The organism is Allobosea sp. 05T422_2 (assembly GCF_056396265.1).
The window spans coordinates 1-26936 of sequence record NZ_JBFTLD010000065.1 but is presented as its reverse complement, the minus strand read 5'-3'; the positions used below and the strand labels follow the sequence as shown (position 1 = coordinate 26936).

The window sequence follows — 26936 nt, the reverse complement described above, 5'->3', positions numbered from 1 at the left end:
GCTCCAGATACTGCTCGATATGCAGCAGCTCGGCCGCCTTGCGCACCTTCGCCTCGACACGCGCCTGGTCGGCGCCCTTCATGCGCAGACCGAAGGCGACATTCTCGAACACCGTCATATGCGGGAAGACGGCATAGTTCTGGAACACCATGGCAAGGCCGCGCTGGGCCGGCTTCAGAGAGGAGACGTCGCGTTCGCCGATCATGACCTTGCCGGCGCTCTGCACCTCCAGCCCGGCGATGATGCGCAGCAGCGTGGTCTTGCCGCAGCCGGAGGGGCCGAGCAGCGCGACGAATTCGCCATCCTCGACGGTGAGCGAAATCTCCTGCAGGGCAACCGCATTACCGAACTGCTTGGCGACCTTATCGATCAGGATCCCGGCCAACGGTCTCCTCCCTATTTGCTCGAGACGCCCCACATCGCGAACAGGTATTTCCTGACCGCGAAGATGAAGAGCACCGAGGGAATGATGAGAATGAAGCCGCCGGCGAAGCGGTAATGCAGCGGCGACTCGGAGAGGACCGTCAGCAGATAGGCGGTGAGCGTGCGCTCGCGCACGGTCAGAACCGAGGCGGCAAAAACCTCGTTCCAGGAGATGACGAAGGCGAAGATCGCCGCAGCTGCGATGCCGGGCAGCGCCAGCGGCAGCACCACCTTGCGGAAGGCCTGCCAGCGCGTACAGCCGAAGACCCAGGCCGCCTCCTCGTATTCGCGGGGAATGCCCATGAAGAGCGACGAAGTCACGAGCGCGGCGAAGGGCAGCGCCAGCGCCGTGTGGATCAGCGAGACGCCGAAGGGCGTGTCGTAGAGCCCGACCCGGATGAAGATGACGGTCAGCGGCAGGGCAAGGATCGCCAGCGGAAAGGCGCGCGTCAGCAGCACCAGCAGGCGAAAGGCGCTCTGTCCCCGGAAGGCGAAGCGCGCCAGGGCATAGCCCGCGGGTGCGCCGAGCAGGATCGAGAACAGCATGGTCAGCGATGCGGCGATCAGCGAATTCAGGGCCGCGTTCCAGACGCCTTCGATCCTGAGGAAGGTGGCGAGCGCCGCGAAGCCGGCCTCGCCGGGGGCGAAGGATTTCGGCCATTTGAACACGGCAAGCCGCCCGCCCATGGCGCCGAGCCCGATCAGGTAGATCGGCACCAGCACCCAGGCGCAGAGCGCCAGCACGCCCGTGACATAAAGCCATTTGCGGGGCGCGCTCATGCTTGCGTCTCCGGATCGACGCGCAGCGCCTTCAAATAGATGATCGTCGCCGCGAGCGAGATCACCATCACGAGCACGGCATAGGCGGCCGCGACGCCGTAATTCTGGTTCTCGTTCTGCCAGGTATAGGCTTCGCCGACGATGATCGGGAAATTGCGCCCGCCGAGCGCATAGACCACCGCAAAGACCTCGAAGGCCAGGACCGTGCGCAGGATCAGCGCCGATTGCAGGCTGGGCTTCAGCAGCGGCAGGGTGATCTTGCGGAACTTGGTCCAGGGGCTCGCGCCGAAGATGTCGGCGGCCTCGCCGAACTCCTTCGGGATGAGCTGGATGCCGGCGACGAGAATGATCAGCACGATCGCGGTCGCGCGCCAGATCTCGGCCAGGACGACGGCGAAGAACAGCGCGACCGGCGTCTCGCTGTTGAGATAGGCGGTCGGGCCGCTGATCACGCCGATCTGGAACAGCAGCGTGTTGAGATAGCCGGAATCCTGCAGGATCGCGAGCCAGACGAGGCCGGCCGCAAGGTCCGAGACGCCGAGCGGGATCGTCCAGATCCAGAGTACGAGCTCGCGCCCGCRCGTCATCCTCTGCAGCATCAGCCCCATGACGAGCGCGAGCGCCACCTGCAGCGGGATCACCACCGCGACGAGGGCGAAGGTGTTGCGCAGCGCGGTCGGAAAATTGAGGTCCCCCGCCATGCGGGCATAGTTGGCGAGCGAAAACCCCTGCCCGCCATCGAAGGAGAGCAGGATGGTCTGGCCGAGCGGTACCAGGAAGAAGGCTGCAAGAAAGGCGACCGAGGGCGCGATCAGCAGATAGGGCAGCCAGCGCGGCTGGAGCATGGTCGAAGGCCTCTGCAAGGCGCTCCAGGGTGGCTGCGCTTCGGCCGGGATGACCGGAGCGCAGCTCACCCTGAGCTCAGGTGACCGGGCAGGCGCCCTGGCTCGGCTTGTCCGGAGCCCAGCAGGGCGCGGCGGTCTGGACCATCAGGCTGCGCAGGATCTCGGCCTGCGCGTCGAGAACCGCGCGGATCGGCTCGTTGCGCAGCACGATGCGCTGGAACGTGTCGAAATAGACCTTGTTGAACTCGCCGCCCTTGTCGCCGAGGCCGATCGGCAGGAGGGCGACGATCGCGTCCTTCGCCCCTTGCGTCTTGGCGACGCCGTCGGCGAGCAGCTTGACGCCGGCCGGCAAGTCGGGMGGCAGGGGCGCATCCACGACCGGGAAGAAGCCGACCTCCTGCGCCGCGGCAAGCTGTGTCGCAGGTTTGAGCAGATGCTCGATCACGGCTGCGGCCTGGGCCCGGTTCGGCGCATCCTTGGCGATGGCGAGCCCGGCAATGACGGGCATATAGGCGCGGCCCTTGGTGCCGGCCGGAGGCGCCACGACGAGATACTGGTCAGGCTCGGCAGTCAGGGCGTCCTTGACGCGGGCGATATGGTCCCAGGCGATCCAGACCTCGCCGGCCATCAGCGGCTCCTGCATGAAATTATAGTTGTTGGCGTTGGGGTTCAYCGTCGCCCAGAGCGCCTTGAAATCGGCCCAGCCCTTCTCGGCCGCGGCCGAGCGGAACTCGGTCACCATCGAGCCGGTATAGGAGGGCACGAGATTGCCCTGTACGAAACGGGCGAACAGACCCTTCGGCCCGGCCGGGAAGCCGATGCGGCGCTGGCCGGTCTTCTCCTGGATCGCCTTGCCCCAGGCGGCGAGCTGCTCATAGGTCAGCGCGTTGACATCGGCGCCAGCCGGCAGGAAGGGCAGCGCCGCCTTCTTGATGACGAGGACATAGGTCGCCTGCATCCAGGGGATGTATTGCTGATTGGGCGTGCCGAGCTTGCCGAGTTCCATCAGCCCGGCTGGAATGCCGCTCGCGCCGAGTTTCGCCGCGATATCGTCGACCGTGTCGAGCGAGTCTGCCGGCACGAGCGGCTGCAATTCGCCATGCAGCGCACCCATCAGGCTGATCGTGCGCTTGCCTGCGGCCTGTTCCGCTTTCATGCGCACGGCAAATTGCGGCGGCTCCTCGACCACATAGGTGGTTTTCGGCGCGCCTTTGAGCAGGACCTCGCGCACCTTCTGCGCCTCGTCGATCGGGCGCAGCTGCGTCGAGAGGAAGACGAGGTCCTGCGCCTTCGCAACGGGTGCAACAAGCATGGCCCCCGCCGCGACGGCGGCGCATGCCAGATGGTTGAGCGTCTTCATATCGTCCTCCCTGCCTCGCTTGTTCTGGTTTGCGTGGGATAAGGCCGGTTGCGAGCGCCTGGCCGTTTCCGTGATCGGATCAGCGACGCGCCTCCCCCAGCGAGGCGCGTGCAATGAACTCGACCGAATTGATCTCGGTCAGGTCGCGGGGATCGGCTCCGCCGATGCGCGCCAGCGCCATCTCCGCGAGGCGGCGGCCGGTCGCGGCGATCGGCAGCTCCATCGTCGCGAGCGCGGGGTCCGAGAAGGCGGAGGCGGGAATGTTGTCATGGCCGATGATCGCGATGTCGCGCCCGACGACGAGACCGCGCTCGCGGATGGCGCGCATCGCGCCCAGCGCCATGCTGTCGGTCGCGCAGAGCAGCGCGGTGGGCTGCGCCGGCTGCGCCAGAAGCAGCCCCGCCGCACGATAGCCGCCGGCCTCGTCGGCGCTGCCCTCGATGATCGCGCCGAAAATGCCAGCCTGGCGAAGGGCCAGCGCGAAGCCGCTCCGGCGCAGATGCGCGAAGGTGAAGGCCGAGGGCGCCGCAAGATGGCCGATCCGGCGGTGGCCGAGGGCGGCCAGGCGCAGCACGGCATCGTGGAACGCGGCCTCGCCATCCCCGTCGACAAAGGCATAGGGCTCTGGAAAATCGCTACGCCCCATCGCGACGAAGGGAAAGCCGGCATCTGTGAGGTAGCGCAGGCGAGCATCCTCGCGGCGGGTGCGGACGACGATGATGGCGTCGGTGCGGCGGCCGTCGACAAGGCGGCGATAGGTCTTGAGCTCGTCGGGGCCGGGCAGCGCGGCGATCAAGGTCAGATCATAGCCCTGCTCCGCCAGCCGTTCGCCGATCGAGCCCAGCAGCTCTAGATAGAGCGGCTCGTTGAAATGGCCCGGCCCGGCCGGAAGCACCATCGTGACGATCTCGGTCAGCCCGCGACGCAACCGCCGGGCTGCGGAATTGGGCCGGTAACCGGCCGCCTCCGCCGCTGCCCGCACGCGGTCTCGCGTGGCGAGCGCAACATCGTCATAGCCGTCGAGCGCCCGCGAGACGGTGGTGATCGACAATCCCAGCGTTTGCGCCAGCGCGCGCAACGAGCTCATCGGCATCTCAATGGTTGGACGATCGGCGCCTCACGTTCAGGATAACCCGATCCAAAACGTTTTGGGAAGTCGATTCAAGTTTKGCATGCGTCACGCCTTGCGGCGACGGCGCGGCGCGCTTTCGGGCTTGAGGTTGCTCGCGCCTAGGCCCGGCGGGCTGCGGCCGAGAGGCGCACGGCCTCGGCAATCTGTGCAAACTGCTTGGCGAGCGGGCTCGTCTTGCGCCAGACCATGCCGATCGTGCGCGATGGCTGGGGGTCCTTGAAGCGCGTCACGCAGACCGAGGCCGAGCGTGTCTCGACCGCGACTGCCATCTCCGGAATCAGGGTCACGCCCATGCCGGCATCGACCATCTGCACCAGGGTCGAGAGCGAGCTTGCATCCAGCAGGTCGCGCGGGTGCATGGTGCGCGGGTTCTTGTTGCAGAACGAGAGGGCCTGCTCGCGAAAGCAATGCCCCTCCTCCAGCAACAGCAACCGCATTTCGTGGAGATCCTCGCGATTGGGGGCTGGCTTCCCCTCGTCCTCGCGTGACCGGACGAGGACGAAGCTTTCCGTGAAGAGCGCGGCCTCGGTCAGCGAAGGCTCGGAAACCGGCAGCGCCACGACCGCCATGTCGAGCCGGCCTTCATTCAGCTCCTGCACGAGTTTCGGCGTCAGCGTCTCGCGGACATGGAGGTCCAGCCCGTCATGGAGGCCGGTCAGGTCGGCGATCAGGCCGGGCAGCAGATAGGGCGCGACCGTGGGAATCACACCGATGCGCAGCCTGGCGACGAGCCCGCCGCGCGAGCTGCGCGCATAGTCCTCCAGCTCGTCGACCGAGCGCAGGATGTCCTTGGTGCGCAGCGCGATCTCTTCGCCGAAACTCGTCAGCCGGACCTGGCGCCGGTCCCTTTCGAAGAGTTCGGCGCCGAGTTCCTCCTCAAAGGCCTTGATCTGCATCGACAGGGCCGGCTGGGAGATGGCGCAACTCTCCGCCGCGCGTCCGAAGTGGCGCTGGCGGGCCAGCGCCTCGAAATAACGCAGCTGTTTCAGTGTCAGGTTCGTCATAATCTTAGCTTATCGACGCAATCAGAAAATCGGAATTAATATAATGAAACCCTTTTGCTAAGAGGCTCCTTGCGACGATGAGGAGCAGGCAATGCCGAGACCGCCCCGCATGATCAAGACCGGTGGCGTTCCGCTCGTGGCCGACCTGGCCCAGTCCAGCCGCCGGCACCCGTCGATGTCCCTGTTTCCAGCCGCCCGGCTGGCAGGCCTGCCAGGCAGGCCATGAAAGCGGATCGCCTGCCCCGGCACCGACCCGCCTGTGATCGAGAAACGCGCAATCAGCGTAACGTGAATTGGAGAGAATCATGAATGCGAAGACTGAGGGGGGAGCCGGGAAATGCCCGGTCGCTCACGGGACCAGCGGCACCCAGAGCCGCGACTGGTGGCCCAACCAACTGCGCGTCGACCTGCTGAACCAGCACTCGTCCAAGTCCGATCCGCTGGACCAGGCCTTCGATTACCGGCAGGAATTCAGCAAGCTCGACTATGAAGAGCTGAAGAACGATCTGCGCAAGCTGATGACCGACTCGCAGGACTGGTGGCCGGCCGATTTCGGCCATTACGGCCCGCAATTCGTCCGCATGTCCTGGCACGCCGCCGGCACCTATCGCCTGAGTGACGGCCGTGGCGGCGGTGGCCGCGGCCAGCAGCGCTTCGCCCCGCTCAACAGCTGGCCGGACAACGTCAATATCGACAAGTCGCGCCGCCTGCTCTGGCCGATCAAGCAGAAATACGGCCAGCGGATCTCCTGGGCCGACCTGATGATCCTCACCGGCAATGTCGCGCTGGAGACCATGGGCTTCCGCACCTTCGGCTTCGCCGCCGGCCGCGCCGATACCTGGGAGCCGGATCTCKACGTCAACTGGGGTGCCGAGACCGCCTGGCTGACGCATCGCCCGCTCGATGCGTTCGACGCTCCGCTCAGCGCCACCGAAATGGGCCTGATCTACGTCAACCCGGAAGGCCCCGGCGCCAATGGCGACCCGCTCTCGGCGGCCCATTTCATCCGTGAGACCTTCGCCCGCATGGCGATGAACGACGAGGAGACCGTCGCGCTGATCGGCGGCGGCCATACCTTCGGCAAGACCCATGGCGCAGCGCCCGAATCCCACAAGGGACCGGAACCCGAAGGCGCAGGCCTCGAGGCGCAKGGCCTGGGCTGGGCCAGCAATTATGGCAGCGGCTTTGGCGCGGATGCCGTCGGCAGCGGCATCGAGGTCACCTGGACGCAGACGCCGGCGCAGTGGAGCAACCACTTCTTCGAGAACCTGTTCAAATACGAATGGGTGCAGACCCGCAGCCCCGGCGGCGCCATCCAATGGGAGGCGAAGGACGCGGAGGACGTCATCCCCGACGCCCATGATCCGTCGAAGAAGCGCAAACCGACCATGCTGACGACCGACCTGTCGCTGCGCGTCGACCCCGCTTACGAGAAGATATCGCGCCGCTTCCTGCAGAATCCGCAGGCCTTCGCGGAGGCCTTCGCCCGGGCCTGGTTCAAGCTGACCCATCGCGATCTCGGCCCGCGTTCGCGCTATCTCGGACCGGAAGTGCCCCGGGAAGAGCTGACCTGGCAGGATCCGGTGCCGGCCGTCGAGCATCCCCTGATCAATGACGAGGATGCGGCTGCGCTGAAGGCCAAGGTCCTGGCCTCGGGCCTGAGCGTCTCCGAGCTCGTCGGCACCGCCTGGGCCTCGGCCTCCACCTTCCGCGGCGGCGACAAGCGCGGCGGCGCCAACGGCGCGCGCGTTCGCCTCGCGCCGCAGAAGGACTGGGAGGTCAACCAGCCCCTGCAGCTCGCCAATGTGCTCAAGGTCCTCAAGGGCATCCAGTCGGAGTTCAACCTGGCCGCGACCGGCGGCAAGGAGGTCTCGCTGGCCGACCTGATCGTKCTGGCGGGCAATGCCGGCGTCGAGCAGGCGGCGAAGGCTGCCGGCCAGAATGTCACCGTCCCGTTCGCTCCGGGCCGCACCGATGCCTCGCAGGGACAGACGGACATCCATKCCTTCAACGTCATGGAGCCGCAGGCGGACGGCTTCCGCAACTACCAGAAGGCGGCGCTCAAGGTGCCGGCCGAGGTGGCCCTGATCGACAAGGCGCAGCTGCTGACGCTGACCGCACCCGAGATGACCGTGCTGGTCGGTGGACTGCGCGCGATCAACATCAATGTCGATGGCACGAGCCACGGCGTCCTGACCGACCGTCCCGGCGCGCTGACGAACGACTTCTTCGTCAACCTGCTGGACATGGGCACGCAGTGGAAGGCGAAGCCTGACTCCAAGGACGTGTTCGAGGGCACCGACCGCAAGAGCGGCGCGCCGAAATGGACCGGCACCCGCGTCGATCTCGTGTTCGGGTCGAACTCGGTGCTGCGTGCGCTGGCGGAGGTCTATGCCAGCTCGGACGCGCAGGCGAAGTTCGTGAAGGACTTCGTTGCGGCCTGGACCAAGGTGACGAACCTCGATCGCTTCGATCTGGTCTGATCCAGACGAATAATACCTTCAGCGGCCGCTCCCGGGCGGCTGCTGAAGCTCTGTCCTTGCCCGTGAGCCAGGCTCGACTTCGGGCCAGGGGTCAGTGAGAGCCCGGCGCCCCTGACGTCGATGGCCCCTGCCCCGTCTTGCAAGATCCGGCTATTCCAGCCATCTGATGGGCCGCGTTCCCCAGCCAGACAGCATGCAGCCATGACAACCCAGACCGCCGAAAGCCGAAGCTTCGAAGCCGATGTCTCCCGCCTGCTCCATATGATGGTGCACTCGGTCTATTCGGACCGGGACGTCTTCCTGCGGGAGCTGATTTCCAACGCCGCCGACGCCAGCGAGAAGCTGCGCTACGAGGCCATCGCCCGGCCGGAGCTTCTCGGCGACGACCTCAAGCTCGCGATCACGATCGCGGCCGATCCCGAGGCCGGCACGCTCGTCATTGCCGATAACGGCATCGGCATGAGCCGCAACGAGATGATCGAGGCGCTCGGCACCATCGCCCGCTCCGGCACGCGCGGCTTCATGGAGCGCATCGCGACCGCCGAGGGCAAGGAAGGCGCACAGCTCATCGGCCAGTTTGGCGTCGGTTTCTACTCAGCCTTCATGGTCGCCGACAAGGTCGAGGTCGTCAGCCGCCGCGCCCGCAGCGACGAGGCCTGGCTCTGGTCGTCGGACGGCAAGGGCGAGTTCACCGTCGCCCCCGTTGGGCTGGATGATGCCCCTCTGCGCGGTACGCGCGTGACGCTGCATCTGATGKAGGATGCCAAATCCTATGCGGAGCGCTGGACGCTGGAGCGCATCGTCAGGGAACAATCCGGCCATGTGCCGGTGCCGATCTCGCTGATCGAGAAGCCGGGCGCGGAGGCAACCACGCTGGCCGACGGCGCGGCGCTGTGGGCCAAGCCCAAGAACGAGATCAGCGCGCAGGACTACACGGATTTCTATCGCAGCGTCGCCGCGCAATATGACGAGCCCGCCACGACGGTCCATTTCCGGGCCGAGGGCCGCCATGAATACACCGCGCTGCTCTTCGTGCCGGGCGGGCGTCCGTTCGACCTGTTCGACGCCGATCGCAAGGGCCGCATCAAGCTCTATGTGAAGCGCGTCTTCATCACCGACGAGGCGGAGTTCCTGCCGCGCTATCTGCGCTTCGTGCGCGGCATCGTCGACACCGCCGATCTGCCGCTGAACGTCTCGCGCGAGATGATCCAGGACAGCCMGCTGCTGAGCGCGATCAAGAAGGGCGTGACCAGCCGCGTCCTCTCCGAGTTGTCGAAGCTCGCCGAACAGGACGGCGATAGCTTCGCCAAGATCTGGGAGAATTTCGGCGCGGTCATCAAGGAGGGGATCTACGAGGATTTCGAGCGTCGCGCCCAATTGCTCGGCCTCGCCCGCTTCAAGACGACAGCCGCAAGCGACGGCCGACGCAGCCTGAAGGACTATGTCGCAGCGCTCAGGGAGAACCAGACGGCGATCTACTATATCGCCGGCGACGACGCAGACCGGATCGCGAACTCCCCGCAGCTCGAAGGTTTTAGGGCGCGCGGCATCGAGGTGCTGCTGCTCAGCGACCCCGTTGACAGCTTCTGGGTCTCGGGAGCGCCGGAATTCGAGGGCAAGCCGTTCAAGTCGGTGACGCAGGGCGCAGCCGATCTCAGCCTGATCCCCCTGCTCGACGATGCGACGCCGCCCTCCGCCGAGACGAGCGAGGCGGTGCAGGCCTTGCTCGCGGCGATGAAGGAGATTCTCGCGGGTGAGGTCGCCGATGTCAGGGCCTCCGACCGGCTGACCGACAGCGCGGTCTGCCTGGTCGCGGCGGAAGACGGGCCGGATCGCCAGTTCGAGCGGCTCTTGACCGCGGGCGGGCGCATCGAGCGCGCAAGCAAGCCGATCCTCGAGGTCAATCCGCGGCACGCGATGATCCAGGGACTGGCCGGCGTGCAGAACGAGGCCGTGCGCAGCGATGTCGCAAACCTCCTGCTCGATACAGCCCGCGTGCTCGACGGCGAGCGCCCCACCGATGCCAAGGCGTTCTCCGAGCGCCTGAGCCGGCTGGTCGCGCTTGGCCTTGCGGCCTCGTAGGAACCGGATGCAGCGTGCGTGCCGGTTCGGCGCGCACGCCCTCTCGGCTCCAGGCGAAAGGCGCCGGCGACGCTTCCGCGTCAGGCGATTTTTGGGCGCAAAACCAAGGCGTTGCTAGCGAATTCTGCGACTTTGAATCGCCTGGGTTGACCTGCCTCTCACGGGAGGCATGAGCCTCAGGCGCTGGTGAGCTGCGCCTGCAGATCGGCGAAATCCGTGAACACCAGATCCGGCCATTGGGCGAGCAACGCGGCAGGGGCGTTGTAGCCGAAGGTCACCGCCCCGCAGGCCATCCCGGCCTTGCGGGCGGCCTCGATGTCGCGGAGCTCATCGCCGATCGCGATCGCGCGCTCCCGGGGGACGCCCAGCCGCTTCGCAACAGCCTTGAACTTGGCGCTCTTTCCCCAGAGCGAGGCGCCGCAGTCGAAGGCGCTGACATGCTCCGCAGCCCGGCCCAGCGTTCGCCGGATCGTCTCCTCCGCATTGGAGCTGACGACGGCGATCCTGATGCCGTGACGGGCGAGGTTTGCGAGCGCCTGTTCGACACCGTCGAAGAGGCGAACCTCGCCCTGGCTCTGCGCATTGAGCTGGCGCATATGCGCGGCGATCGCGGGGATCTTCCACAGGGGAACACCGAGATGGGCCACAATCTCGCGGCTACCGAGGGCACGCAGATCGTCCCTCTCCTGCTCCAGGACCTCGCGAAAGCCAAATCGCCGGGCGGTCTCGTTCAGCACCGAACAGAACCATGGAAAGCTATCGGCCAGCGTTCCGTCGAAATCGAAGATGGCGAGCGCGTAGCGAGGCATGGCTGAGCGTGGAGTGTGAGAGGTTTGCGGGGATAACCCGAACTGCGGCGGCGGAGGACATTCATTCGAATGAGACGCCGCTTGTCCGGTATCGCTTCGTGGTCGTGGATGACAGAGGCATTATCGCAATGTCCGGGTTCTGTGCATGGCCCATCGCTGTTGCGGGTCCGATCCGGAGCCCCGCGGCAGAGCAGAGCGAACTCACTTCTCCGCCGCGAACCGGCGGCGGCGGGAGGCGCGACGTGGCTTTCTGGCGGCAGCTATTTCGGGAACAGGAACTGGAGCTGGGCCCTGAGCTGCCAGTCGGCGCCACCGCTGGGCTTTGCGACGTTGTAATAGGCTGCGAGCTGCGCGTTGACCGGCTGATGGCCGATCTTGAAGACGCGTCCGAAGCCGCCGCCGACCGGCACCGTCCAGCGGTCGCCATGGCCGGCCTCCCAGTCGGCGGTGATGATCGGGGACGAGGTCAGGTACCAGCCGCCGTGGAAATTGTAGTTCACGAAGGGCTGCAGCGTCATCGCGTTGACCGCGCTGCGGTTGCTCTTGCCCGCGAAGGACCAGACATTGTTGACGAGAACGCCGACGACCCAGGGGCCTTCGATGGCCAGGGCGACGAAAGCCGGACCCGCCGAGTACTTGCCGGCGGTCAGGGTCTTGTCGGTGCCGGTCGGGAATACGAAGGTCGGCCCGATGCCCCAGATGATGCCGTGCGTCGGCTGCTTCGGCGAGAAGAAGAAGCTCGGGTTGATGTCGCCGAGGCCGAACTCGCGGTCACCATTCACCGTCAGGGCCGGTTGCGAGATCACCGGCGTGATCCAGCGCGTGATCAGGTTCCAGTCCTTGTTCAGCGTGATCGGGATCACGGGCTGGATGTTGAGGACATTCTGCAGCTGCCTATGCGGCCCGACATTGAAGTTGAAGTTGTTCTGGAAGGGCAGGCTGATCATGTCGGCAACGGGGTTCTGCGCCGCCTTGGCCAGATCGGCCGTGCTGTTCGTCGAAGCCTCCGCCAGCGCTCCTCCCGAACACGACAAGGTCGCGAAGAGTGTCAGTCTGGCTAAGCTGAACAACGTCCTCGCGCTCACGGCCGGAAATTCCTTCATCGACAATAAAGCTGCCGACGGCCAAAACCGGTTTCCCGTTTGCCCGCGGCACTTATACTGTGCGACAAAACAGCAATCGGATTTCGAGACCACTCATTTTGCGCCAACTTTACGGTATTCCGGAGTGTCCAGCGCGTGTCTGAAATCCCCGTCATCTCCAGCCATATCCTGCACGGCCTGCCAGCGTTCCTGCGGCATGAACTCGGGGAGAGSGCGCTTCTGCGGGCGAACCGTGCGGCAGGCTTCGATATCGAGCTGACCGAGGGCCGCAATTGCTTCATCCCGCATGCCGCAGTGCTCGGCTTCGTGAATGCCGCCGCGAGAGTCGCCGGCGAGCCCAATCTCGGGTTCCTGATCGCCCCGATGATGAACGCCGGCAACTATGGCTGTTTCGGGCGCTATATCCTGGGAGCCGAGACGCTCGGCCACTCCATCGAGCGGGCGATTGCGGCCCTTGGCTATCACAGCACCCACGACCGGATGTCGCTCGCGATCACCGGCGACGAGGCGCGCTACAGCTATGTCTTTGCGCTCGCCGGCCACGCTGGCTACGAGATGATCGCCGGTGCGGCGGCCGGCGTTCTGCTCAGCGTCATCAGGGCCTATTTGCCGTTCGACTGGCGGCCGCTGCGCATCGAGCTCAATATCGAGAGGCCGCGCCAAACCGGCCTGTTCGAAGATCTCTTCCACTGCCCGGTCCTGTTCAACGCGCCGGCCGTGACGATCGTCATCGAACGCCATCTCTTGTCGGCTGCTCCGAACCGCGGGTCATGGCCCATTGTCACCATCGAGGACGTGGCGCGAGACCGGCCCGGCGGAGCGCCACACGATCTGCTCGACGTCGTCATGGCACAGGTCCGGGCCCAGGTTCTCACCGGCAGCGTCTCGATCGATCGGGCTGCGCGACCGATGGGGACCAGCGTCCGGACGTTGCAGCGCGAGCTGAACCGGGCCGGCACCGATTTCCGCAGCCTGGCAAACGCGGCACGGCTCCAGCGCGCGACCGAATTGCTTCGGCACATGAACGGCTCGATCACCCGTGTTGCGGCGGAGATGGGMTATTCCTCTCCCGCCAATTTCGCGCGCGCCTTCCAGAAGGCGACCGGCCGCACACCCCGGGAGTTTCGCTCGGACATGTAGTCGCGCACCGTTCCGCAGTACCCCGCAGCTCTGCGATCCGCACCGGCTGTAGGACGGGTTCTCGGAGCGTCATCGCCCTCAACCTGCTCGTTCGAAGGTGATCATGTTCTGCAGGGGGTCGGCAGATGTCAGCCTGACCCGGATCCTATCGCCCGGCTTGCTGTCCTGCCCGCGAACCCGCGCGACCACCGGCAGCTCGCAGAGCTGGATGCGCAGGCCGTGCTCATCCGCGTCGGTCACGACCGCCTCGAACGCGRTTCCTTCGCTGCCCTGGAGCATAAGAGCTTCGGCCAGATCGATGACGTCCCGGTCCACTTGACCGTCGCGCGCATCGGCCCGCGCCATCACCGCAGGCAGTTGTTCGAATGCGGCCGATACCGCTGGCGGAACCGGCTGGCCGTTCGCCACCGCCAGGGCGGCGCGCACCACATAGCGATCGGCGAGACGGCGCAGCGGTGCCGTGGCATGCGCATAGGTCGCCGCCATCGGCGCATGCCACGGCACGATGCCTTCGCGATAGGGAACATAGCTCGCGCCGCCGCTAGCCCTCCGCACCGCCAGCATGAAGGCCGCGTGGCTGCTGTCGGCGGGATTCAGCGTCTTCTCGAACTGGACGAGCGTCTCCATCTCCGGCCATGACAGGCCCAGGGCGCGCGCGGTCTGGCGCAGGCGCTGGACGGCCTTCTGATCCGGTTCCTGCATGACCCTGAACAGGCCGGTCCGGGCTGTCAGGAGTGCAGCCGCGATCGCGATATTGCTGGCCAGGGACAGGGTGGCGTTCTGCTCCTCGGCGCGTAGGCGCGGGCGGAAGATCAATTGGTAGCGGCCGTCGCCGAGAGCATCGACCTCCTGTTCAGGTGGGTCCACGCGCGCTGCGCCGCGCCGGCTCTCGGCAGCCTCGATGCGGCGGGCCAGTTCATCGAARTCGGGCGGCAGATCAGACGCGCCGACCCTGTCATAGGCGAGCTTGGCGGTGCTGCGGATGACAGCCCGCTCTGCATTGTCGAGATGGACGTTGCCATCGGTGTCGAYCCGGGTGGTGAAGATCACCGCCGGCCGAGGTCCGGTGGGCAGGAGGCTCGCGGCGCCCTCGGCGAGAACCGGCGGATACAGCCCGACCTTGCCGTCCGGCAGATAGAGCGTCGTGCCGCGCTRCCACGCTTCCCGGTCGACCGCGTCGCCATCGTCGACGAACCAAGCGACATCGGCGATGGCGTAATGCAGCAAAAGGTCGTTGCCGCTGCGCTCGATCGTGAAGGCCTGGTCGAGATCCGTCGATGTCGCKGGGTCGAGCGTGACGAAAGGCCGGTCCGTGCGGTCGACATGCGCGGTCGGCGCGCGATGGGCAGCAGTTTCCGCCGCTGCAAGAACCGCGGGCGGAAACTGCTCCGGCACGCCGAATTGGCGGCGTATCGCCGCCATTCCACCGATCAGCGCATTGGTGGAATCAATGAGGGTCTTCATCCTCGCGAGACCTCTGCCCGTTGTTGAGCTGCTGCGAAGCAGCCCGCGCGAAGGTTCGCGAACTGCTATAGTTGCAACCGTTTGGGCATCACATGCAACGATAGCGATCGGTCATGTCGAGCGATGCGCCTCAGACTGGATCGGGGCGCACTTCGCTTCCCGCAGACGTGGGGCGCAATTTGCTCGACTCGAGATAGGCACGCCGGTGGGATCGACGATCGACCTGCGCCTCGCGAATAGCCTGTTTCCAGTGTCACGCCCGCGTGCCCGCTAACTCAGGTTGTTGCCCCAGATCATGATCGACAGCGAGAAGGTGATGAGGCCGATGACCGCCAGGATGAACGCGCGACGACGGGTCCCTGCCTCGCTGTGGTTCAGGCCGGTCAGCAGTGTTGCAAGCGTCCAGAGGCCCGTGAATGCCAGAAGCACCAAGGTGTAAACTGGGCCGGAGAGGTCATAACCGCCCCCTCCGATCGATGGATGTTCTGAAGGGCCGGGGCTGAGGCTCCAAACCAGAACGCCCACGACCACGACGAAGGCGGTAAGCCATACGTAGAACCCCCTGCCTTTCAATCAGCCCTCCTCAGGCTTCCGACGGTCCGAAAGGGAACCGAGCCCCATTTTGTTTGGGCAGCTTTCCCAGATACGGACGGTGGCCGCATAGCCTCGGAATGACAGAAGCTGGCGCGTCTCACGTCGCAAATGCTTCGCGACACGGACGGCGTGTGGCTGCGCGGCGATCCCTGCGTCTTGGTAGCATCGACCTTTGGCAGGAGGCCACTCGCGCGCGCTGGCCGCGTCTTCAGCCGTCCCTATCGAAATCGATCAGCTGTCCATCGGCTGCAAACTCGGCATCGAACTTGATCCCATCGGCAAGGCGGCCTTCGATCTTGATGCGTCCGCCTCGCTCGAACTCAATCCTTTCGAGCGTAGCACCGGCCGGCCAGGACGGGTTTTGCAGCACCGGGGCCGGAACCAGCGAGCGGATCTGGTCAATGGGAAAGAGGCCGCGCCCCCGCGCTTCGATTTCATCGATTTCCCCGTTCTGCTCCAGTTCGACCTTGATGCGAGCGCCGCCGGGCAGGGTGCCGTAGACATATCTGCCATAGGCGATGTGCGGCTTCGGGCGGGTCTGAATGTCGGTCAAGCCGAGATCCACAATCGACCGCGGGAGATCCTGGGCGGCAAGCAGGCCGGGCCAGGCGAAGCTTGCCGCAAGGGCCGTGGCTACGAAGATGCGCTTCATCACTTCCATTCCTCTCCGCTGTCGGTCGCGCAGCAGGCCGGCTGTCGACGTCGCGACACTCCGCCGAGATTGTCAGAGATGGGCCGGAAGCAGAAGTCGTCCTAACCGACGGGGGGTGACCCGCTGAGCGGCTCCAGTATCTGGCGGCACCGGTGCCGGAGGCCGCCGCTGCCGCCGATGACGGTCCCTATTGCTGGGACAGAATCCACTTCACCAGACCTTCGGCCTCCTCGGGCGAGACGCCAGGTTGAGGCGGCATCGGCATCTGACCCCAATTGCCGCCCCCGCCCTTCATGATCTTCTCGCTCAAGGTCTTGAGCGCGGCTTCGTCCTTGGCATAACGCTCGGCCACGGCCTTGTAGGCTGGACCGATCATCTTGCGTTCGATGGAATGGCAGGCGACGCAGTTCTTGCTCCTGGCCAGTTCGGGGCTTGCGAAAGCGGGCGAGGATGCCAGAAGCGCGACGAAAGCGGCTGCGGCGAGGTGGCGAAAGTCAACCATGGACCAGGCTTCCCATCATGCGCGATCCGGATCGGTCGGTATCGCGGAACAGTGGTCGAAACGAAGCGGACAGCACCAACGCAAGGATCATCATCGGCTCTCCGGTCGGGGCGGCCAGGCACGCGATGATCTGCGGGACATGCGCTGAAACGCGAGCGCTGCCGGAGCCGGCACTTGTCCGCCGCCAGGCGAGAAGCCCAAGCTCCATCTGTCCGTATCGTCTCGTGCTGGTCGCTGTCCGAAGCGGTTGCGAATGCTGATCGCGTCAGGTCTGCGGGCGCGGCCAGGCTGGGCCCGCAGACGGAAGGTCGGCCGCGCCGCCGCTGCGGCAGGCGCGGCTGCCCATCAGGCTCAGTTGGGCTTGAGCTGGTAGACGTCGCCCTGGTCGGTGGCCACGTACATGCTGCCGTCAGGCGCCTGCACGACGGAGCGGAAGCGTCCGGCCGGCATCGGCAGGGACACCGTGCTGCGCGTGGCGGACGCGCCATCGGGCGTGATGTTGAGCACGTCGAGGCGGTTGCCGACCGGCGTTCCGTGGATGCCGATGCCCATGAAGGTCACGACCATCCGGCCGTTCCAGTCCTTCCATTGCGGGCCGTTCAGGAATACGCATGACGACATGCCCTGCGAAAGCGTGTCGTTGTTCCAGGCCGGCTTCATCGCGTTGGGATAGGTCTTGGTGTCGGTCATCGGCATGAAGGCCGAGCGCTCCTTCGGATCCACTGCGCCCATCTGGTTCGGCGAGTATCCGCAATAATTGTCGGGGCAGTCGGCGCGCCCGGCGATGTTCGGGCGCGGATCCCAGCCCGCGTTGCCGCCGGCGGTCAGCGCCGTCACCTCGTCGCTATGCCAGGGGCCGTTCTCCGCCGTGTAGGGCTGGTTGGTGCCGGGCCGGAAGCAGATGCCCTGCGGGTTGCGGTGGCCGTAGGTGAAGACGCGCGTATCGAAGCCCTGTGGCGGGTTGTTGCCGGGCGCGGCCTTGCCGTCCCGGTCGATGCGCAGCACTTTGCCCCCAATGCGGGTCGGGCCCTGCGGCACCTCGCCATTATGGGTGTCGCCCGTCGTCACGTAGAGGAAGCCGTCCGCGGGGCCAAAGCGCAGGCGCCCGCCATTATGCGCGCCGGCATCGCCGAAGGGATGGTTGCTCGGCGCCGCCTTGTAGGCGATGTCGGTGACGATATCCTGCCGGTTCGAGACCTTGGTCAGATCGGGGCTGACCACGAGCCGCAGCACCCGATTGGTTCCCGGCGCGGTGATGTTCGACGCCGAGGACACGTAGATGAAGCGGTTGTTGTTGAAGTCGGGGTCGATCGCGACGCCGCTCATGCCGGCCTGGCCGCTGCAGAAGAGGTCGGACGCGGTCTCGGGGTAGTTCTTGGAATCCTTGATGCCGAGCAGGGCGTTGATCTTGCCGGAGGGGAGCCGGACCGAGAGCCCACCGCATTTCTCGGTGAAGAACATCGTGCCGTCGGGCAGGAAGGCCATGTCCCAGGTCAGCTCGCGTCCGGACATCACCGTGGTGCTGGTGAGCCCGGGCGTTCCGCCGGGGCTTTGGGCCGTCGCCGCCCCGGATAGGGCGAATGAAGCCAGTAACGTATAAGGCAACACGAAGCGAATACGTCGAGTCATCGATGTCTCCTCCGAGTTATTGTGCATCCCTGTAAAGGCCAGCGATCCGCTGGATCCTGGGCCGAAAGCATTGTTCGACAGGTCGATTGTTATGCGAGCGTCCAATGTCGTGCAACATCGTTTCGCGTCGAGGTGGTGCGTCGATTCCGCGGCAGAGACGCTGGGGCAGCGCTAAGCTTGCTTGGCTAACGCGAGCGTCAATATTGGAGATGACGAAAAGTCTTACGCAAGAGGATAGGCCGCCGGATGCGGCGCGATATGCCGTTATCCGAGGGCACGCCCCAATTGCATGCCGCGATGACGATAGGTGAATTGATGATCGCTGAGTCGTGGTTCGCTCTGAGTGCCGACGGTCTGGAAAATGGGCAGATATAGACTGGAGAATTTCCAGATTAGTCTCGGCCATATCCGGGAGCTACTTTGCGAGGCTCGCCAGCCCGGGGCCGGATCGCCGGGGAGGGCGCCCGGGCCCGGTACGCCCCGGCCCCAATCTCGGCCAGCTCGCATGGTGGCGAGGCGCAGCATCCGCCGTTCGCGTCGCAATACGCGTCCTTCGGCAGAGTGGCTTTGGGGGCGACGGAGGATTTCTGGAGCGCGCGCGACCGGTGTCCCGATCTGGAGTAGCCCGCTCGCCATCCCGTTCGGGAAAGAGCTCCAGCATCGCGCGTCGCCGATCTCCGGGTACCGCCTGCCCTCTTCTGGAAACCTCGTCTTTCCAATGCGATAGAGGACAGGGATGAATCTCAATCTGAGGGCGAGGGCAGGGTCTGGCGCCGACCTGTCAACTCCCGACCAAGGCGGCCAACGGGAATCTCGCGCCATCTGAGCCACCGCTTGGCACTTGCAACAGCTCAGTTTGACAAGCGAGGTCCCTGTGCCGGCATGGAGGTGAGCGTGCCGACGATCCGGTCGGTGCCCGCGCCTGCCGCGCAGAGCGCGTTCGCCGTCTCGCCGAAATCGACGAGATCATGGTGGCGGGCATCCGTGGCGCGCTCCAGCGGGATCAGCCAGGCCGCATGGCCGCGGCGCGCAAGGCCTTCGAAATAGAGCTTCTGGGAGGAGAACGGCACATTCGTCTCGCGCGGATCGCCGATCACGAAGACGCGCCGTGCGGGATCGGTCGGCACCTTGTCGAGCGCAGCCGAGGGGTCGAAACGCTCCGATCTCTGCCCCGGCCTCACGAGGCCGCGTGCTTCCAGATAGGCGCGATAGGCGGCTGCGCCGGAGGAGATCACCGCACAGCGCAGATCGTCGCGCTGCGCCAGCATCTCCGCGACGAGCGTGCCGCCACCGCTATGCCCGCCGAGCGCCCATGACTGGATGTGATACCGCGCCTTGAGACCGTCGAGCGCAGCCGAGATGAGCTGCGCTTCRATGGGGCGACCGCGCATCGTGTAGTGCTTGCCGGCGCTTCCATAGGTTCCGGGCCGCCCCAGGAAGATCGAGGGGATGCCGAAGCGGGCCGAAAGCCTCTGCTGCAGCGCGACCATCTCCGTCGGGCCGAAGCCGCTTTGCCGCTTGTCCGCATTCGCCCCCTTCGGTCCCAGTACGTCGCCGTTCAGCCAGATCGCGGCGATGGGGATCGTGCCGGAGCCAGGTTTCAGCCCGGCCGCATAATATCGCAGGCATGTCGCCTGGGTTTCGAGCCAGATCGCGGTATTCTTGGCTTCCAGCGCCGCGCACTCGGTCCGGCTGATCCTGATGCCATCGACCACGGCGATCGGGTCGAAATTCGCCCGCTCGGGGATGGATTGAGCGGAGGCCGGCGCCAGTCCTGGCGCCGCGGCAAATGTCAGCGTCAGCAGTCCGAGACGGCTTGAAGCTCCTATACCGCGCATCCTCGACTCCAAACGCGTTGCCGCCGAACCGGTACAGGCGCGGCCGATCCATGGACAGGGYATGATTGGCTCATTTCGCGGGCGGAGGCGAACGCCATCCCGCCCCGCGGGCGAAGCGGCGACATCTGACGACATTTCGGCGCGCATCGGGCAAGATGGCCCCCCTGCCACCGGAGGGTTGGCCGATGACGCGACGGGATTTCGTCCTCTTGCTCGCTGGCGCAGGGCTGACCTGGCCGCTCGGATCGCGTGCGCAGCAGCCCAAGGCCGTCCATCTCGGCTGGCTCACCATGGGACGGGTCGCCGAAGTCAGCCCGTTTCTCGACGCATTGCGTGCCGGGCTTGCCGCCCTGGGCTATGTCGAGGGCCGCAATCTCACGATGACGGCGCGCTATGCCGATGGCGACAGTGACCGGGTCGTGGCCTTGGCGGACGAACCGGCCGCCATGCCGGTGAATGTGATCGTCACCCATGKTCCGGCGACGAGCCTGCTTCAGAAGGTCAGCGCCGTCGTCCCGGTGATCTATGTGTTCAGCGCCGACCCTGTTCTGGCCGGGCTCGCCGAGAGCCTTGCCAGGCCCGCACGCAAGATGACCGGAATCACCTTGATGTCGGTCGAGCTGAACGGCAAACGCTTGGAAATGCTGCGGGAAGTGATGCCGCAGATCAATCGTGTCGCGATCATCGCAAGTCCGACGCATGCCGGAGAGGAGCTGGAGCGAAGCAATTCGATCGAGATGGCTGAGAAGCTCGGCATTGCGATCCAATATTTTTCCACCCCGGGTCCCGATGCGCTCCGTCTGGCCTATGCCGGCCTGGCCGCCGACCCGCCGCAGGCGATCGTGGTCTTTCCCGATCCGATCACCTTCACGAACCGCCGGCAGATCGTCGATGTCGCGAACGCACACCGCATTCCCGTCGTCTCGGCCTGGGCCGATTTTGCGGAGGCCGGCGCCTTGTACACATACGGACCGAAGCTCGCTGAATCCTATCGGCGGGTCGCCTATTACGTGGACCGCATCCTGAAGGGAACGAAGCCGGCGGAACTGCCGATCGAGCGCCMKACCGTGTTCGAATTCGTGCTCAATCTGAAGACGGCGAGGGCGCTCGGCATCGAGGTCAAGCCAGCTCTGATCGAACGCGCCGATCGCGTGATCGAATAGTGCGCCGGCTCCGGTCGCCTGCGCCGGCGAAACCGGCATCGTGGGCGCGGCCCTTCAGGAGTGACGGCGGCCGGCCCAGCCCGCGAGCCGGGCCAGGAAGGCGTCGGCGGCCCCGAGCTGCGCGGGCGCGATCCATTCGTCGGGCTGGTGCGCCTGGGCGATCGAGCCCGGCCCGCACACCACCGCGGAGATGCCGGCGGCCTGGAAGAAACCGGCCTCCGTGCCGAAGGGCATCGCGAAGGGCGGGCCGATGCCGCCGAGTGCGGMGACGACAGCGAGAGCCGGTTCGGCGCCGGCGCTCGCCAGAGGCGGAACATGGACATGCCTTCGCGTCGACTGGCGGATGTCGGGCGGCGTTGCGCGGGCGAGATAGGCGGCGACCAGCCGTTCGGTCTCCTCGGCATCCTCAGGCGTGACCGGCCGGAATTCCCAGAGCAGCTCGCAGGCGGAGGGCACGATGTTGATCGCCGAGCCGCCCTCGATCCGGCCGAGATTGACGGTCGTGCGGTCGATCGCCCCGGCGCGGTGCCCGACCGCCCTGAGGAAGCCGGCGAAATCGACCGCGGGATAGATCGCGCTCGCCCCCGCGCTCGGATCGCTCGAATGCGCCGCCTTGCCTTCGAAACGCGTGCGGAACCCGAGAAAGCCGCGATGGCGGTCGCCGAGCCGCATCAGGGTCGGCTCGCCGATGATGCCGAGCTCCGGCCTCTCCTCATGGGCGAGCAGATCGGCGATCAGGCCGGGCACGCCGAGACAGCCGACCTCCTCGTCATAGGACAGCGCGATATGGATCGGGCGGGCGAGATCGGCGGCCGCGAAACTCTCCGCCGCAGCAAGGCAGGCCGCGATGAAACCCTTCATGTCGGCGGCGCCGCGGCCATGGAGCTTGCCGTCGCGCTCGCTCAGCCGGAAGGGGTCGGAGGACCAGCTCTGGTCGTCGACGGGAACCGTGTCGGTATGCCCGGAGAGGACGACGCCGCCCGGCGCGCGGGGGCCGAAGCTCGCGAGGATATTGGCCTTGCCGCGACCCTCGTCATGGCTCAACCGGACACGGGCGCCGATGCCGTCGAGGCGGTCGGCGACGCGCTCGACGAGCGCCAGGTTCGAGCGGCTCGATGTCGTGTCGAAACCGACCAGTTCCGCGAGCAGGGCGATCGTCGCAGTCATCGCCGTTCACGCCACCTGCTCGTGATCGGCGAAATCCTCCTGCGCAAACACGGTCATGATCTGGCTTCTCCGGGGCGTCGGGATACGGACGGGCGGCCGCCAGCGGCGGCGAGGCCGAAGCCGCCGAGGATCAAGGCCGCGCCAACGAGATGGAACGGCTGCACGGGCTCGCCGAGCAKCAGGAAGGCGAGGGCGGCGGTGAACAGGGCGACGAGATGGAAGGAGGCGCCCGTCACGCTCGGCCCCAGCGCACCGACGCAGCGATTCCAGATGATGAAGGCGAGCAGCGAGGCGAAGACGCCGATATAGAGCACCGCCGCGATCGGGCCGGGCGATATCGGGATCGTCGCGCCCTGGGCGAGCTCCCAGATCCAGAACGGCAGCAGCACCAGGAGCCCCGCCGCCATCGTCGCGGCTAGGAAGAGGAGCGGGTCGAGATCGGCCGGGCGGCGGCGCAGCAGCACCGAATAGACCGCGTAATTGGCGACCGCGATTAGAACCAGCGGCTCGCCGCCGGTGAGGCTCAAGCCCGACAGCGTCGAAGGCGCACCGCGCGCGACGATCCAGCTCACGCCGACGAAGGAGATGGCGATGCCGGCCAGCGTGCGGGCCGAGACACGCTCGACGCCGAGCATGAAGGCGGCGAGCGGCACCATCAGCGGCAGGGTCGAGTTCAGGAAGGCGACGCTCGCGGCCGGTGCACTTTGCAGGGCGAGATAGCCCAGCGCATTGTAGCCGGCGATGCCGAAGGCGCCGCAGGCGAAGACGAGGCCACGCGCGCGGATGAGCGCCTGCCGCTGCGCACGAAGCGTGCCGAGAACGAAGGGCAGCAGGCAGGCGAGCGCTACGAGCCAGCGGCCGACCGCCAGCGAGACAGGCGGAAAGGATCCTGCGAGCGCCCGGCCGAGCACGAGATTGCCGGCCCAGAACAGCGGCGGCAGGGGCAGGAGCRGCAAGGGCTGCGACCAGAGACGCTGGAAGAGATACATCGCGAGCGCCTTACGCGACGCCGGCGAGGCCGATGCGCAGCCGGCGGTTATGCCGGCCCTTGTTGTCGATCTTCAGGATGCTGATCGGCGGCGAGGCCCCGGTCGACGCGAGATGCGTGCCGCCGCAGGCCTGCCGGTCGAGCCCGACGATCTCGACGATGCGGACCTGCCCGTCCGCCGTCGGCGGCGGGGCGACAGAGCGCGAGCGGATCAGGCCGGGCTCCGCGAAGGCCGCGGCTTCCGCGACATGGCTTTGCCGCACCGGAAAATCCCGCCGGATCAGATCGTTGACCGTGCCTTCGATGGCGCGCAGGCGCTCGTTATCCGCCTCGGGCAAGTCGAAATCGATGCGCGCCGTGCCGTCCTCGTTCATCTGCACCCCGGTGACGAGCGCGCCATTGAAATCCTGGAAGACGACGGCATTCACGATATGCAGATCGGTGTGCAGCGCCCGCATCAGCTGCCGGAACGGCCCGTCGACCCTCGCTTCCACGGGCGCCGCCGGCAGTTCGAGCGGTTCCGCCAGCATGTGCCAGAGCCGGCCGCCCTCGTTTTCGAAACCCGCGATCGCGACTTCGCCGCCAGTCCAGGCGAGCGTGCCGCGATCGGGCAATTGGCCGCCGCCGCCGGGATAGAACGGGCTCTCTGAAAGCGCGACCCGGCCTGGCCGTGTCTCTACGACCTCCGTCGCCAGCGTCAGGACATCGGGATGATCGAGGCAGTAATAGCGGGACATGAAACTCACCTTGCGGGCAGCCCCGACGAGGGGCTTGCCTGCAGGCGAGAGTGGCGCGGCGCGGCGCGTGTCTATTGGCGAAAATTGAGAGCGCGATCAGATCGCCCGTGTGCGGCGGCTCTGCCGAAGACCGCAATCCACGTTTCCTGCCGATGCTTCAGCCGGACGCGGCGCGCACCCATTGCAGCGGCGTAATGCCGTAGCTGCGCTTGAAATGCCGCGTCAGCGCGCTCTGGTCGTAGAAGCCGGCGTCGAGCGCAGCAGCGGCGATCGTGGCGCCGCGCCCGAGCGCCCTGATCGCCGCCTTGAGGCGCAGTTGCGTGAGATAGGCATGCGGGGTCAACCCCGTGCTGCGCTTGAACAGGGCGATGAGCTGGAACGGCGTCAGACCGACCTCCAGCCCCAACTGCTCCAGCGTGAGGTCCTCGGCATGACGCTCCCGCATGAACTCGCGGATGCGGGCGGCTTTGGCGCGGTCCCGCGCCGGCAGCACCAGCCGGGGTTCGCCCGCGGCATGGCGCCGGATCAGGGCACCGAAGCTGCGCAGCAGCAGCTCGCGCTCCTCAAGCGGATCGTCGCCCTGGTCGAGGATGCGGTGCAGGCCGAGGAAAGCCTCGATCAGATCGGGGTCGTGGACGGTGTTGCGGCTGAAATAGGCGGTCTCATCCAGGCCCAGCGCGGTCTTCAGCGTCTCGATCGCCGGTGGCGTCAGGTAGAACCCGCGATAGAGCCAGCGCCGGCTCCAGCCCATCCGCCCGGAATGGGGCTCGTCGGGGTTGAACACCAAGAGGCTCGAGGTCCTGGCCTCGTCGCTGCGTCCGCGGCTCTTGAATTCGGCGCCGCCGGCTTCGGTGACGGCGACGACGAAGCCGTCATGGCTATGGGGCGCATAATCATGGCTGGTGAAATCGGCAACGAGGCAGCTCAGGCCCGGAACCCGCGGGTCGTGCCAGTAGCGCGAGGAGTTGCGGAGGTCGATGCGGGCCAAGATGCGATCCGGACGGTGAGGACGGGTGCGATGGTGCGACGATCCAGGCCGGATCGCAACCATGCTGCATTGCCGAAGGCGCGCCATCGGCTCCTCGAAACGCGCTCATCCCAGCCGCGATTGCTCACGGAACTGACGCGGCGTTACGCCGGCAATGCGGCKGAAGGCGCGGCTGAAATGCGCCGGGTCCGTGTAGCCGGTCGAAAATGCGACATCGATGATCCTGGAATCCGTGTCGCGCAAAAGCCTGGCCGCATTCTCATATCTGACCGTGTCGAGGATGTCCGAATAGGTCAGGCCGACATGGGCGAGCTTGCGCTGAAAGCTGCGGGCGCTGACGCCTGCCATCTCCGCGACCTCGGCCAGAGCCGGGGTTCGCTCATCCAGATAGGCCGGCAACATCAGCTTGAGCAGTTCGACGATGTCAAAGGCCGAGGGACCATCCGCGTGATCGTGCGGGGGGGCAAATGAGTCGGTCGAACGGTTGGAAAGACCAAGGTGGGAGACCGGCAGGCTGATCCAGGCAGCGTGCTGGCCTGACAGGAACTGCACATTGGGCCAGGCGGCCCGCGTCGCAGGACCCGGCGTGTACCTCGTCTCGAAGGCGATCGTTCCCGGCATCCAGTCGGGCCCTGCAAACTGCCGGATGATGTAGACCGGGAAAATATTCTGGATCCATTGTGCGTATTCCAGATTGAGCAGCCCATCTGTCCCGGCGAGCCTGCTGCAGACGCGCGCATGATCGTCATGGTGTTCGATCCACATGCTCAGGATCGTATCCTCCCGTGACGCCCAGCGGCAGGCGTGCCTGAGCGCAACGAGCAGTGTCGGGGCGTGCGCGATCAGCGCCCGGGTCCTTTCTCTCAAATGCAGGAAATGCAGCCGCTGGGTCGCGAGGAAGCCGAAATCCTCGATGCCCTGGGTTCTCCCGGCGGTTGCCGCGAAGCGCAGCACCGGCAGGAGCGGCAGGTAGAAGTCGCTCTTCTCCTCCAGGGACGAKGGAAGCCGGAACTTCTCCAGGAGCGAATGTGTCGGCGCCCCCCTCTCGTCGAGAATTCCGACGAAGGGCAGAAGGAACTGGCCGCGCGTCAAAGGGATATCAGCCATCGGATCTCGCCGTGATCATCGGGGCGCCGCGTTTCCTGGGGCAGGGCTACCCCAGGATTCGCCAACGACGCGCAGAATAGCYGGTCGCGATTGGCGCGAAATGGCAAGACTGCGATCTGCCCATGCACGAAATGCTGGGAACGGAGTTCGCCTGCCGGTCGGGACATGATCGGCGGCACGGAGGCGTCGGCTTCCGCGGACGGTCCGCCTGCACGAAGGGTCGGCAACGCCGTCGCTCCGCCCGTGCGGCGGGTCGACACAGGCCACGGACAGGCCACGAGACCAGAGATCAATGTCAGGGGAAACGGTGCGCTCTCTCATCATCGCGTTGACGTCGGCAGCATTATACATGCCCGCCTGGGCGTCCGATCTCCCGCAGCCAGCCCGGCCGCCAGCCCCTGTCATTGCTTCAGGGCCAAGCTTCTCCATCACGAGCTATCTCTGGGCGACGGCGATCGACGGAAAGAGCGCAACCTTCCCGCCGCTGCCGGCCGCGGATATCCACCTGCGCTTCCGCGACGTGCTGAAGGAATTGAACGGCGCGATGATGGCCTCCGCAGAGATGCGTATCGACCGCTGGGGCTTCCTGGTCGATGGCCAGTTTTCGCAGGTGACGACCGGCGGCAACCTGCCCGGGCCCTTCTTCTCCGCGCTGAAGCTGCGCTCGCAGAGCACGATCGTGCAGGGCTCCGCCCTTTATCGCGTCTATGAGGACGCGGCCGTTTCGCTGGACCTGGGCGGCGGCGTCCGGTTCTGGAACCTGAACAATAAGCTGGAGGTCCTGCCGGGCCCGGCCAATCTCCGGATCGACCACCGCGACTCCGAGATCTGGGCCGACCCCATCCTCGGCGCCCGGCTCGGAATCAAGCTCGGTGGCCCATGGAGCGTGACGGTTGCAGGCGATGTCGGGGGCTTCGGCGTCGGCTCGCACCTGACCTGGCAGGGC

General features: G+C 66.2%; 25 protein-coding genes. 6 read left to right on the top strand and 19 right to left on the bottom strand.

Features of this window, described 5'->3' with window-relative positions; all coding sequences use genetic code 11:
• The 6 genes from AC1DJT_RS14070 to AC1DJT_RS14045 form a co-directional block, all read right to left on the bottom strand.
• Positions 1-385: ABC transporter ATP-binding protein (locus AC1DJT_RS14070; protein ID WP_476834272.1), on the bottom strand; the 385-nt coding region annotated here is incomplete at its 3' end.
• Between the two features lie 11 nt (positions 386-396).
• The gene (locus AC1DJT_RS14065) at positions 397-1203 is read right to left on the bottom strand and encodes a carbohydrate ABC transporter permease (protein WP_441508304.1); all 807 of its coding nucleotides are present in this window, start codon (positions 1201-1203) and stop codon (positions 397-399) included.
• Positions 1200-2048, bottom strand: coding sequence for a carbohydrate ABC transporter permease (locus tag AC1DJT_RS14060; protein WP_476834273.1), 849 nt, complete (start codon positions 2046-2048; stop codon positions 1200-1202). Before AC1DJT_RS14060 ends, AC1DJT_RS14065 begins: the two co-directional genes overlap by 4 nt.
• Positions 2049-2124: 76 nt before the next feature.
• On the bottom strand, positions 2125-3408 hold the full coding sequence (locus AC1DJT_RS14055) for an extracellular solute-binding protein (RefSeq protein ID WP_476834271.1): 1284 nt from the start codon (positions 3406-3408) through the stop codon (positions 2125-2127).
• Positions 3409-3487: 79 nt separating this feature from the next.
• Complete coding sequence (locus tag AC1DJT_RS14050; RefSeq protein ID WP_441508302.1) at positions 3488-4495, bottom strand: LacI family DNA-binding transcriptional regulator; 1008 nt, start codon at positions 4493-4495, stop codon at positions 3488-3490.
• Positions 4496-4638: 143 nt separating this feature from the next.
• On the bottom strand, positions 4639-5544 hold the full coding sequence (locus tag AC1DJT_RS14045; protein ID WP_441508301.1) for a hydrogen peroxide-inducible genes activator: 906 nt from the start codon (positions 5542-5544) through the stop codon (positions 4639-4641).
• Between the two features lie 91 nt (positions 5545-5635).
• On the opposite strand from AC1DJT_RS14045, the gene AC1DJT_RS14040 reads away from it, so the two are divergent.
• The 3 genes from AC1DJT_RS14040 (at position 5636) to htpG (ending at position 10109) form a co-directional block, all read left to right on the top strand.
• A complete protein-coding gene (locus AC1DJT_RS14040) occupies positions 5636-5770 on the top strand; it encodes a hypothetical protein (protein WP_441492304.1) in 135 nt (44 codons plus the stop codon).
• Positions 5771-5849: 79 nt separating this feature from the next.
• Positions 5850-8027 (top strand): catalase/peroxidase HPI, encoded by a 2178-nt coding sequence (gene katG, locus AC1DJT_RS14035; RefSeq protein ID WP_476834270.1) that lies wholly within the window; start codon positions 5850-5852, stop codon positions 8025-8027.
• A 201-nt stretch (positions 8028-8228) separates the two neighbouring features.
• The gene (htpG, locus tag AC1DJT_RS14030) at positions 8229-10109 is read left to right on the top strand and encodes a molecular chaperone HtpG (protein ID WP_476834269.1); all 1881 of its coding nucleotides are present in this window, start codon (positions 8229-8231) and stop codon (positions 10107-10109) included.
• Between the two features lie 176 nt (positions 10110-10285).
• On the opposite strand, the gene AC1DJT_RS14025 is transcribed toward htpG, so the two are convergent.
• Together AC1DJT_RS14025 and AC1DJT_RS14020 are read right to left on the bottom strand one after the other, a co-directional pair.
• Positions 10286-10918 carry an HAD-IA family hydrolase gene (locus tag AC1DJT_RS14025; protein WP_441492301.1) on the bottom strand — a complete coding sequence of 211 codons (633 nt, stop codon included), beginning with the start codon at positions 10916-10918 and terminating at the stop codon, positions 10286-10288.
• Between the two features lie 260 nt (positions 10919-11178).
• The gene (locus AC1DJT_RS14020) at positions 11179-12003 is read right to left on the bottom strand and encodes a hypothetical protein (protein ID WP_476834268.1); all 825 of its coding nucleotides are present in this window, start codon (positions 12001-12003) and stop codon (positions 11179-11181) included.
• A gap of 153 nt (positions 12004-12156) precedes the next feature.
• Here AC1DJT_RS14020 and AC1DJT_RS14015 point away from each other — a divergent pair, with 153 nt between their 5' ends.
• Complete coding sequence (locus tag AC1DJT_RS14015) at positions 12157-13161, top strand: helix-turn-helix transcriptional regulator (protein WP_476834267.1); 1005 nt, start codon at positions 12157-12159, stop codon at positions 13159-13161.
• 78 nt (positions 13162-13239) lie between these two features.
• Here AC1DJT_RS14015 and AC1DJT_RS14010 read toward each other — a convergent pair whose 3' ends face one another.
• The 6 genes from AC1DJT_RS14010 to AC1DJT_RS13985 all read right to left on the bottom strand — a co-directional run bounded on the left by AC1DJT_RS14010 (position 13240) and on the right by AC1DJT_RS13985 (position 19840).
• Complete coding sequence (locus AC1DJT_RS14010; RefSeq protein WP_476834266.1) at positions 13240-14625, bottom strand: RNB domain-containing ribonuclease; 1386 nt, start codon at positions 14623-14625, stop codon at positions 13240-13242.
• A gap of 270 nt (positions 14626-14895) precedes the next feature.
• On the bottom strand, positions 14896-15198 hold the full coding sequence (locus AC1DJT_RS14005) for a hypothetical protein (protein ID WP_441507307.1): 303 nt from the start codon (positions 15196-15198) through the stop codon (positions 14896-14898).
• A 229-nt stretch (positions 15199-15427) separates the two neighbouring features.
• Positions 15428-15871, bottom strand: a complete 444-nt coding sequence (locus AC1DJT_RS14000) for a hypothetical protein (protein WP_441507308.1) — start codon at positions 15869-15871, stop codon at positions 15428-15430.
• A 187-nt stretch (positions 15872-16058) separates the two neighbouring features.
• Positions 16059-16373: a c-type cytochrome gene (locus AC1DJT_RS13995; protein ID WP_441507309.1), complete on the bottom strand. Its 315-nt coding sequence runs from the start codon at positions 16371-16373 to the stop codon at positions 16059-16061.
• A gap of 351 nt (positions 16374-16724) precedes the next feature.
• On the bottom strand, positions 16725-18002 hold the full coding sequence (locus AC1DJT_RS13990) for a PQQ-dependent sugar dehydrogenase (RefSeq protein WP_441507310.1): 1278 nt from the start codon (positions 18000-18002) through the stop codon (positions 16725-16727).
• An 851-nt stretch (positions 18003-18853) separates the two neighbouring features.
• Positions 18854-19840, bottom strand: coding sequence for an alpha/beta hydrolase family protein (locus AC1DJT_RS13985; RefSeq protein WP_441507311.1), 987 nt, complete (start codon positions 19838-19840; stop codon positions 18854-18856).
• Between the two features lie 185 nt (positions 19841-20025).
• Here AC1DJT_RS13985 and AC1DJT_RS13980 point away from each other — a divergent pair, with 185 nt between their 5' ends.
• A complete protein-coding gene (locus tag AC1DJT_RS13980) occupies positions 20026-21003 on the top strand; it encodes an ABC transporter substrate-binding protein (protein ID WP_476834265.1) in 978 nt (325 codons plus the stop codon).
• Positions 21004-21057: 54 nt separating this feature from the next.
• Here AC1DJT_RS13980 and argE read toward each other — a convergent pair whose 3' ends face one another.
• From argE to AC1DJT_RS13955, 5 genes are all read right to left on the bottom strand, one after another.
• Positions 21058-22170, bottom strand: a complete 1113-nt coding sequence (gene argE / locus AC1DJT_RS13975) for an acetylornithine deacetylase (RefSeq protein ID WP_476834264.1) — start codon at positions 22168-22170, stop codon at positions 21058-21060.
• A gap of 53 nt (positions 22171-22223) precedes the next feature.
• Positions 22224-23159 carry a DMT family transporter gene (locus tag AC1DJT_RS13970; RefSeq protein ID WP_476834263.1) on the bottom strand — a complete coding sequence of 312 codons (936 nt, stop codon included), beginning with the start codon at positions 23157-23159 and terminating at the stop codon, positions 22224-22226.
• A gap of 10 nt (positions 23160-23169) precedes the next feature.
• Complete coding sequence (locus AC1DJT_RS13965) at positions 23170-23895, bottom strand: alanyl-tRNA editing protein (RefSeq protein WP_476768642.1); 726 nt, start codon at positions 23893-23895, stop codon at positions 23170-23172.
• 157 nt (positions 23896-24052) lie between these two features.
• On the bottom strand, positions 24053-24883 hold the full coding sequence (locus AC1DJT_RS13960) for an AraC family transcriptional regulator (protein WP_441507316.1): 831 nt from the start codon (positions 24881-24883) through the stop codon (positions 24053-24055).
• Positions 24884-24988: 105 nt separating this feature from the next.
• On the bottom strand, positions 24989-25990 hold the full coding sequence (locus AC1DJT_RS13955; RefSeq protein ID WP_476834262.1) for a helix-turn-helix transcriptional regulator: 1002 nt from the start codon (positions 25988-25990) through the stop codon (positions 24989-24991).
• Positions 25991-26339: 349 nt separating this feature from the next.
• Here AC1DJT_RS13955 and AC1DJT_RS13950 point away from each other — a divergent pair.
• A partial coding sequence (locus AC1DJT_RS13950) for a hypothetical protein (protein ID WP_476834261.1) occupies positions 26340-26936 on the top strand: 597 nt, incomplete at its 3' end.

Bases quoted from the DNA above. Each gene is read 5' to 3' on its own strand.
- AC1DJT_RS14065 (WP_441508304.1), bottom strand. From the start codon at position 1,203: ATGAGCGCGCCCCGCAAATGGCTTTATGTCACGGGCGTGCTGGCGCTC.
- AC1DJT_RS14050 (WP_441508302.1), bottom strand. From the start codon at position 4,495: ATGAGCTCGTTGCGCGCGCTGGCGCAAACGCTGGGATTGTCGATCACC.
- AC1DJT_RS14045 (WP_441508301.1), bottom strand. From the start codon at position 5,544: ATGACGAACCTGACACTGAAACAGCTGCGTTATTTCGAGGCGCTGGCC.
- AC1DJT_RS14040 (WP_441492304.1), top strand. From the start codon at position 5,636: ATGCCGAGACCGCCCCGCATGATCAAGACCGGTGGCGTTCCGCTCGTG.
- AC1DJT_RS14025 (WP_441492301.1), bottom strand. From the start codon at position 10,918: ATGCCTCGCTACGCGCTCGCCATCTTCGATTTCGACGGAACGCTGGCC.
- AC1DJT_RS14000 (WP_441507308.1), bottom strand. From the start codon at position 15,871: ATGAAGCGCATCTTCGTAGCCACGGCCCTTGCGGCAAGCTTCGCCTGG.
- AC1DJT_RS13995 (WP_441507309.1), bottom strand. From the start codon at position 16,373: ATGGTTGACTTTCGCCACCTCGCCGCAGCCGCTTTCGTCGCGCTTCTG.
- AC1DJT_RS13990 (WP_441507310.1), bottom strand. From the start codon at position 18,002: ATGACTCGACGTATTCGCTTCGTGTTGCCTTATACGTTACTGGCTTCA.
- AC1DJT_RS13965 (WP_476768642.1), bottom strand. From the start codon at position 23,895: ATGTCCCGCTATTACTGCCTCGATCATCCCGATGTCCTGACGCTGGCG.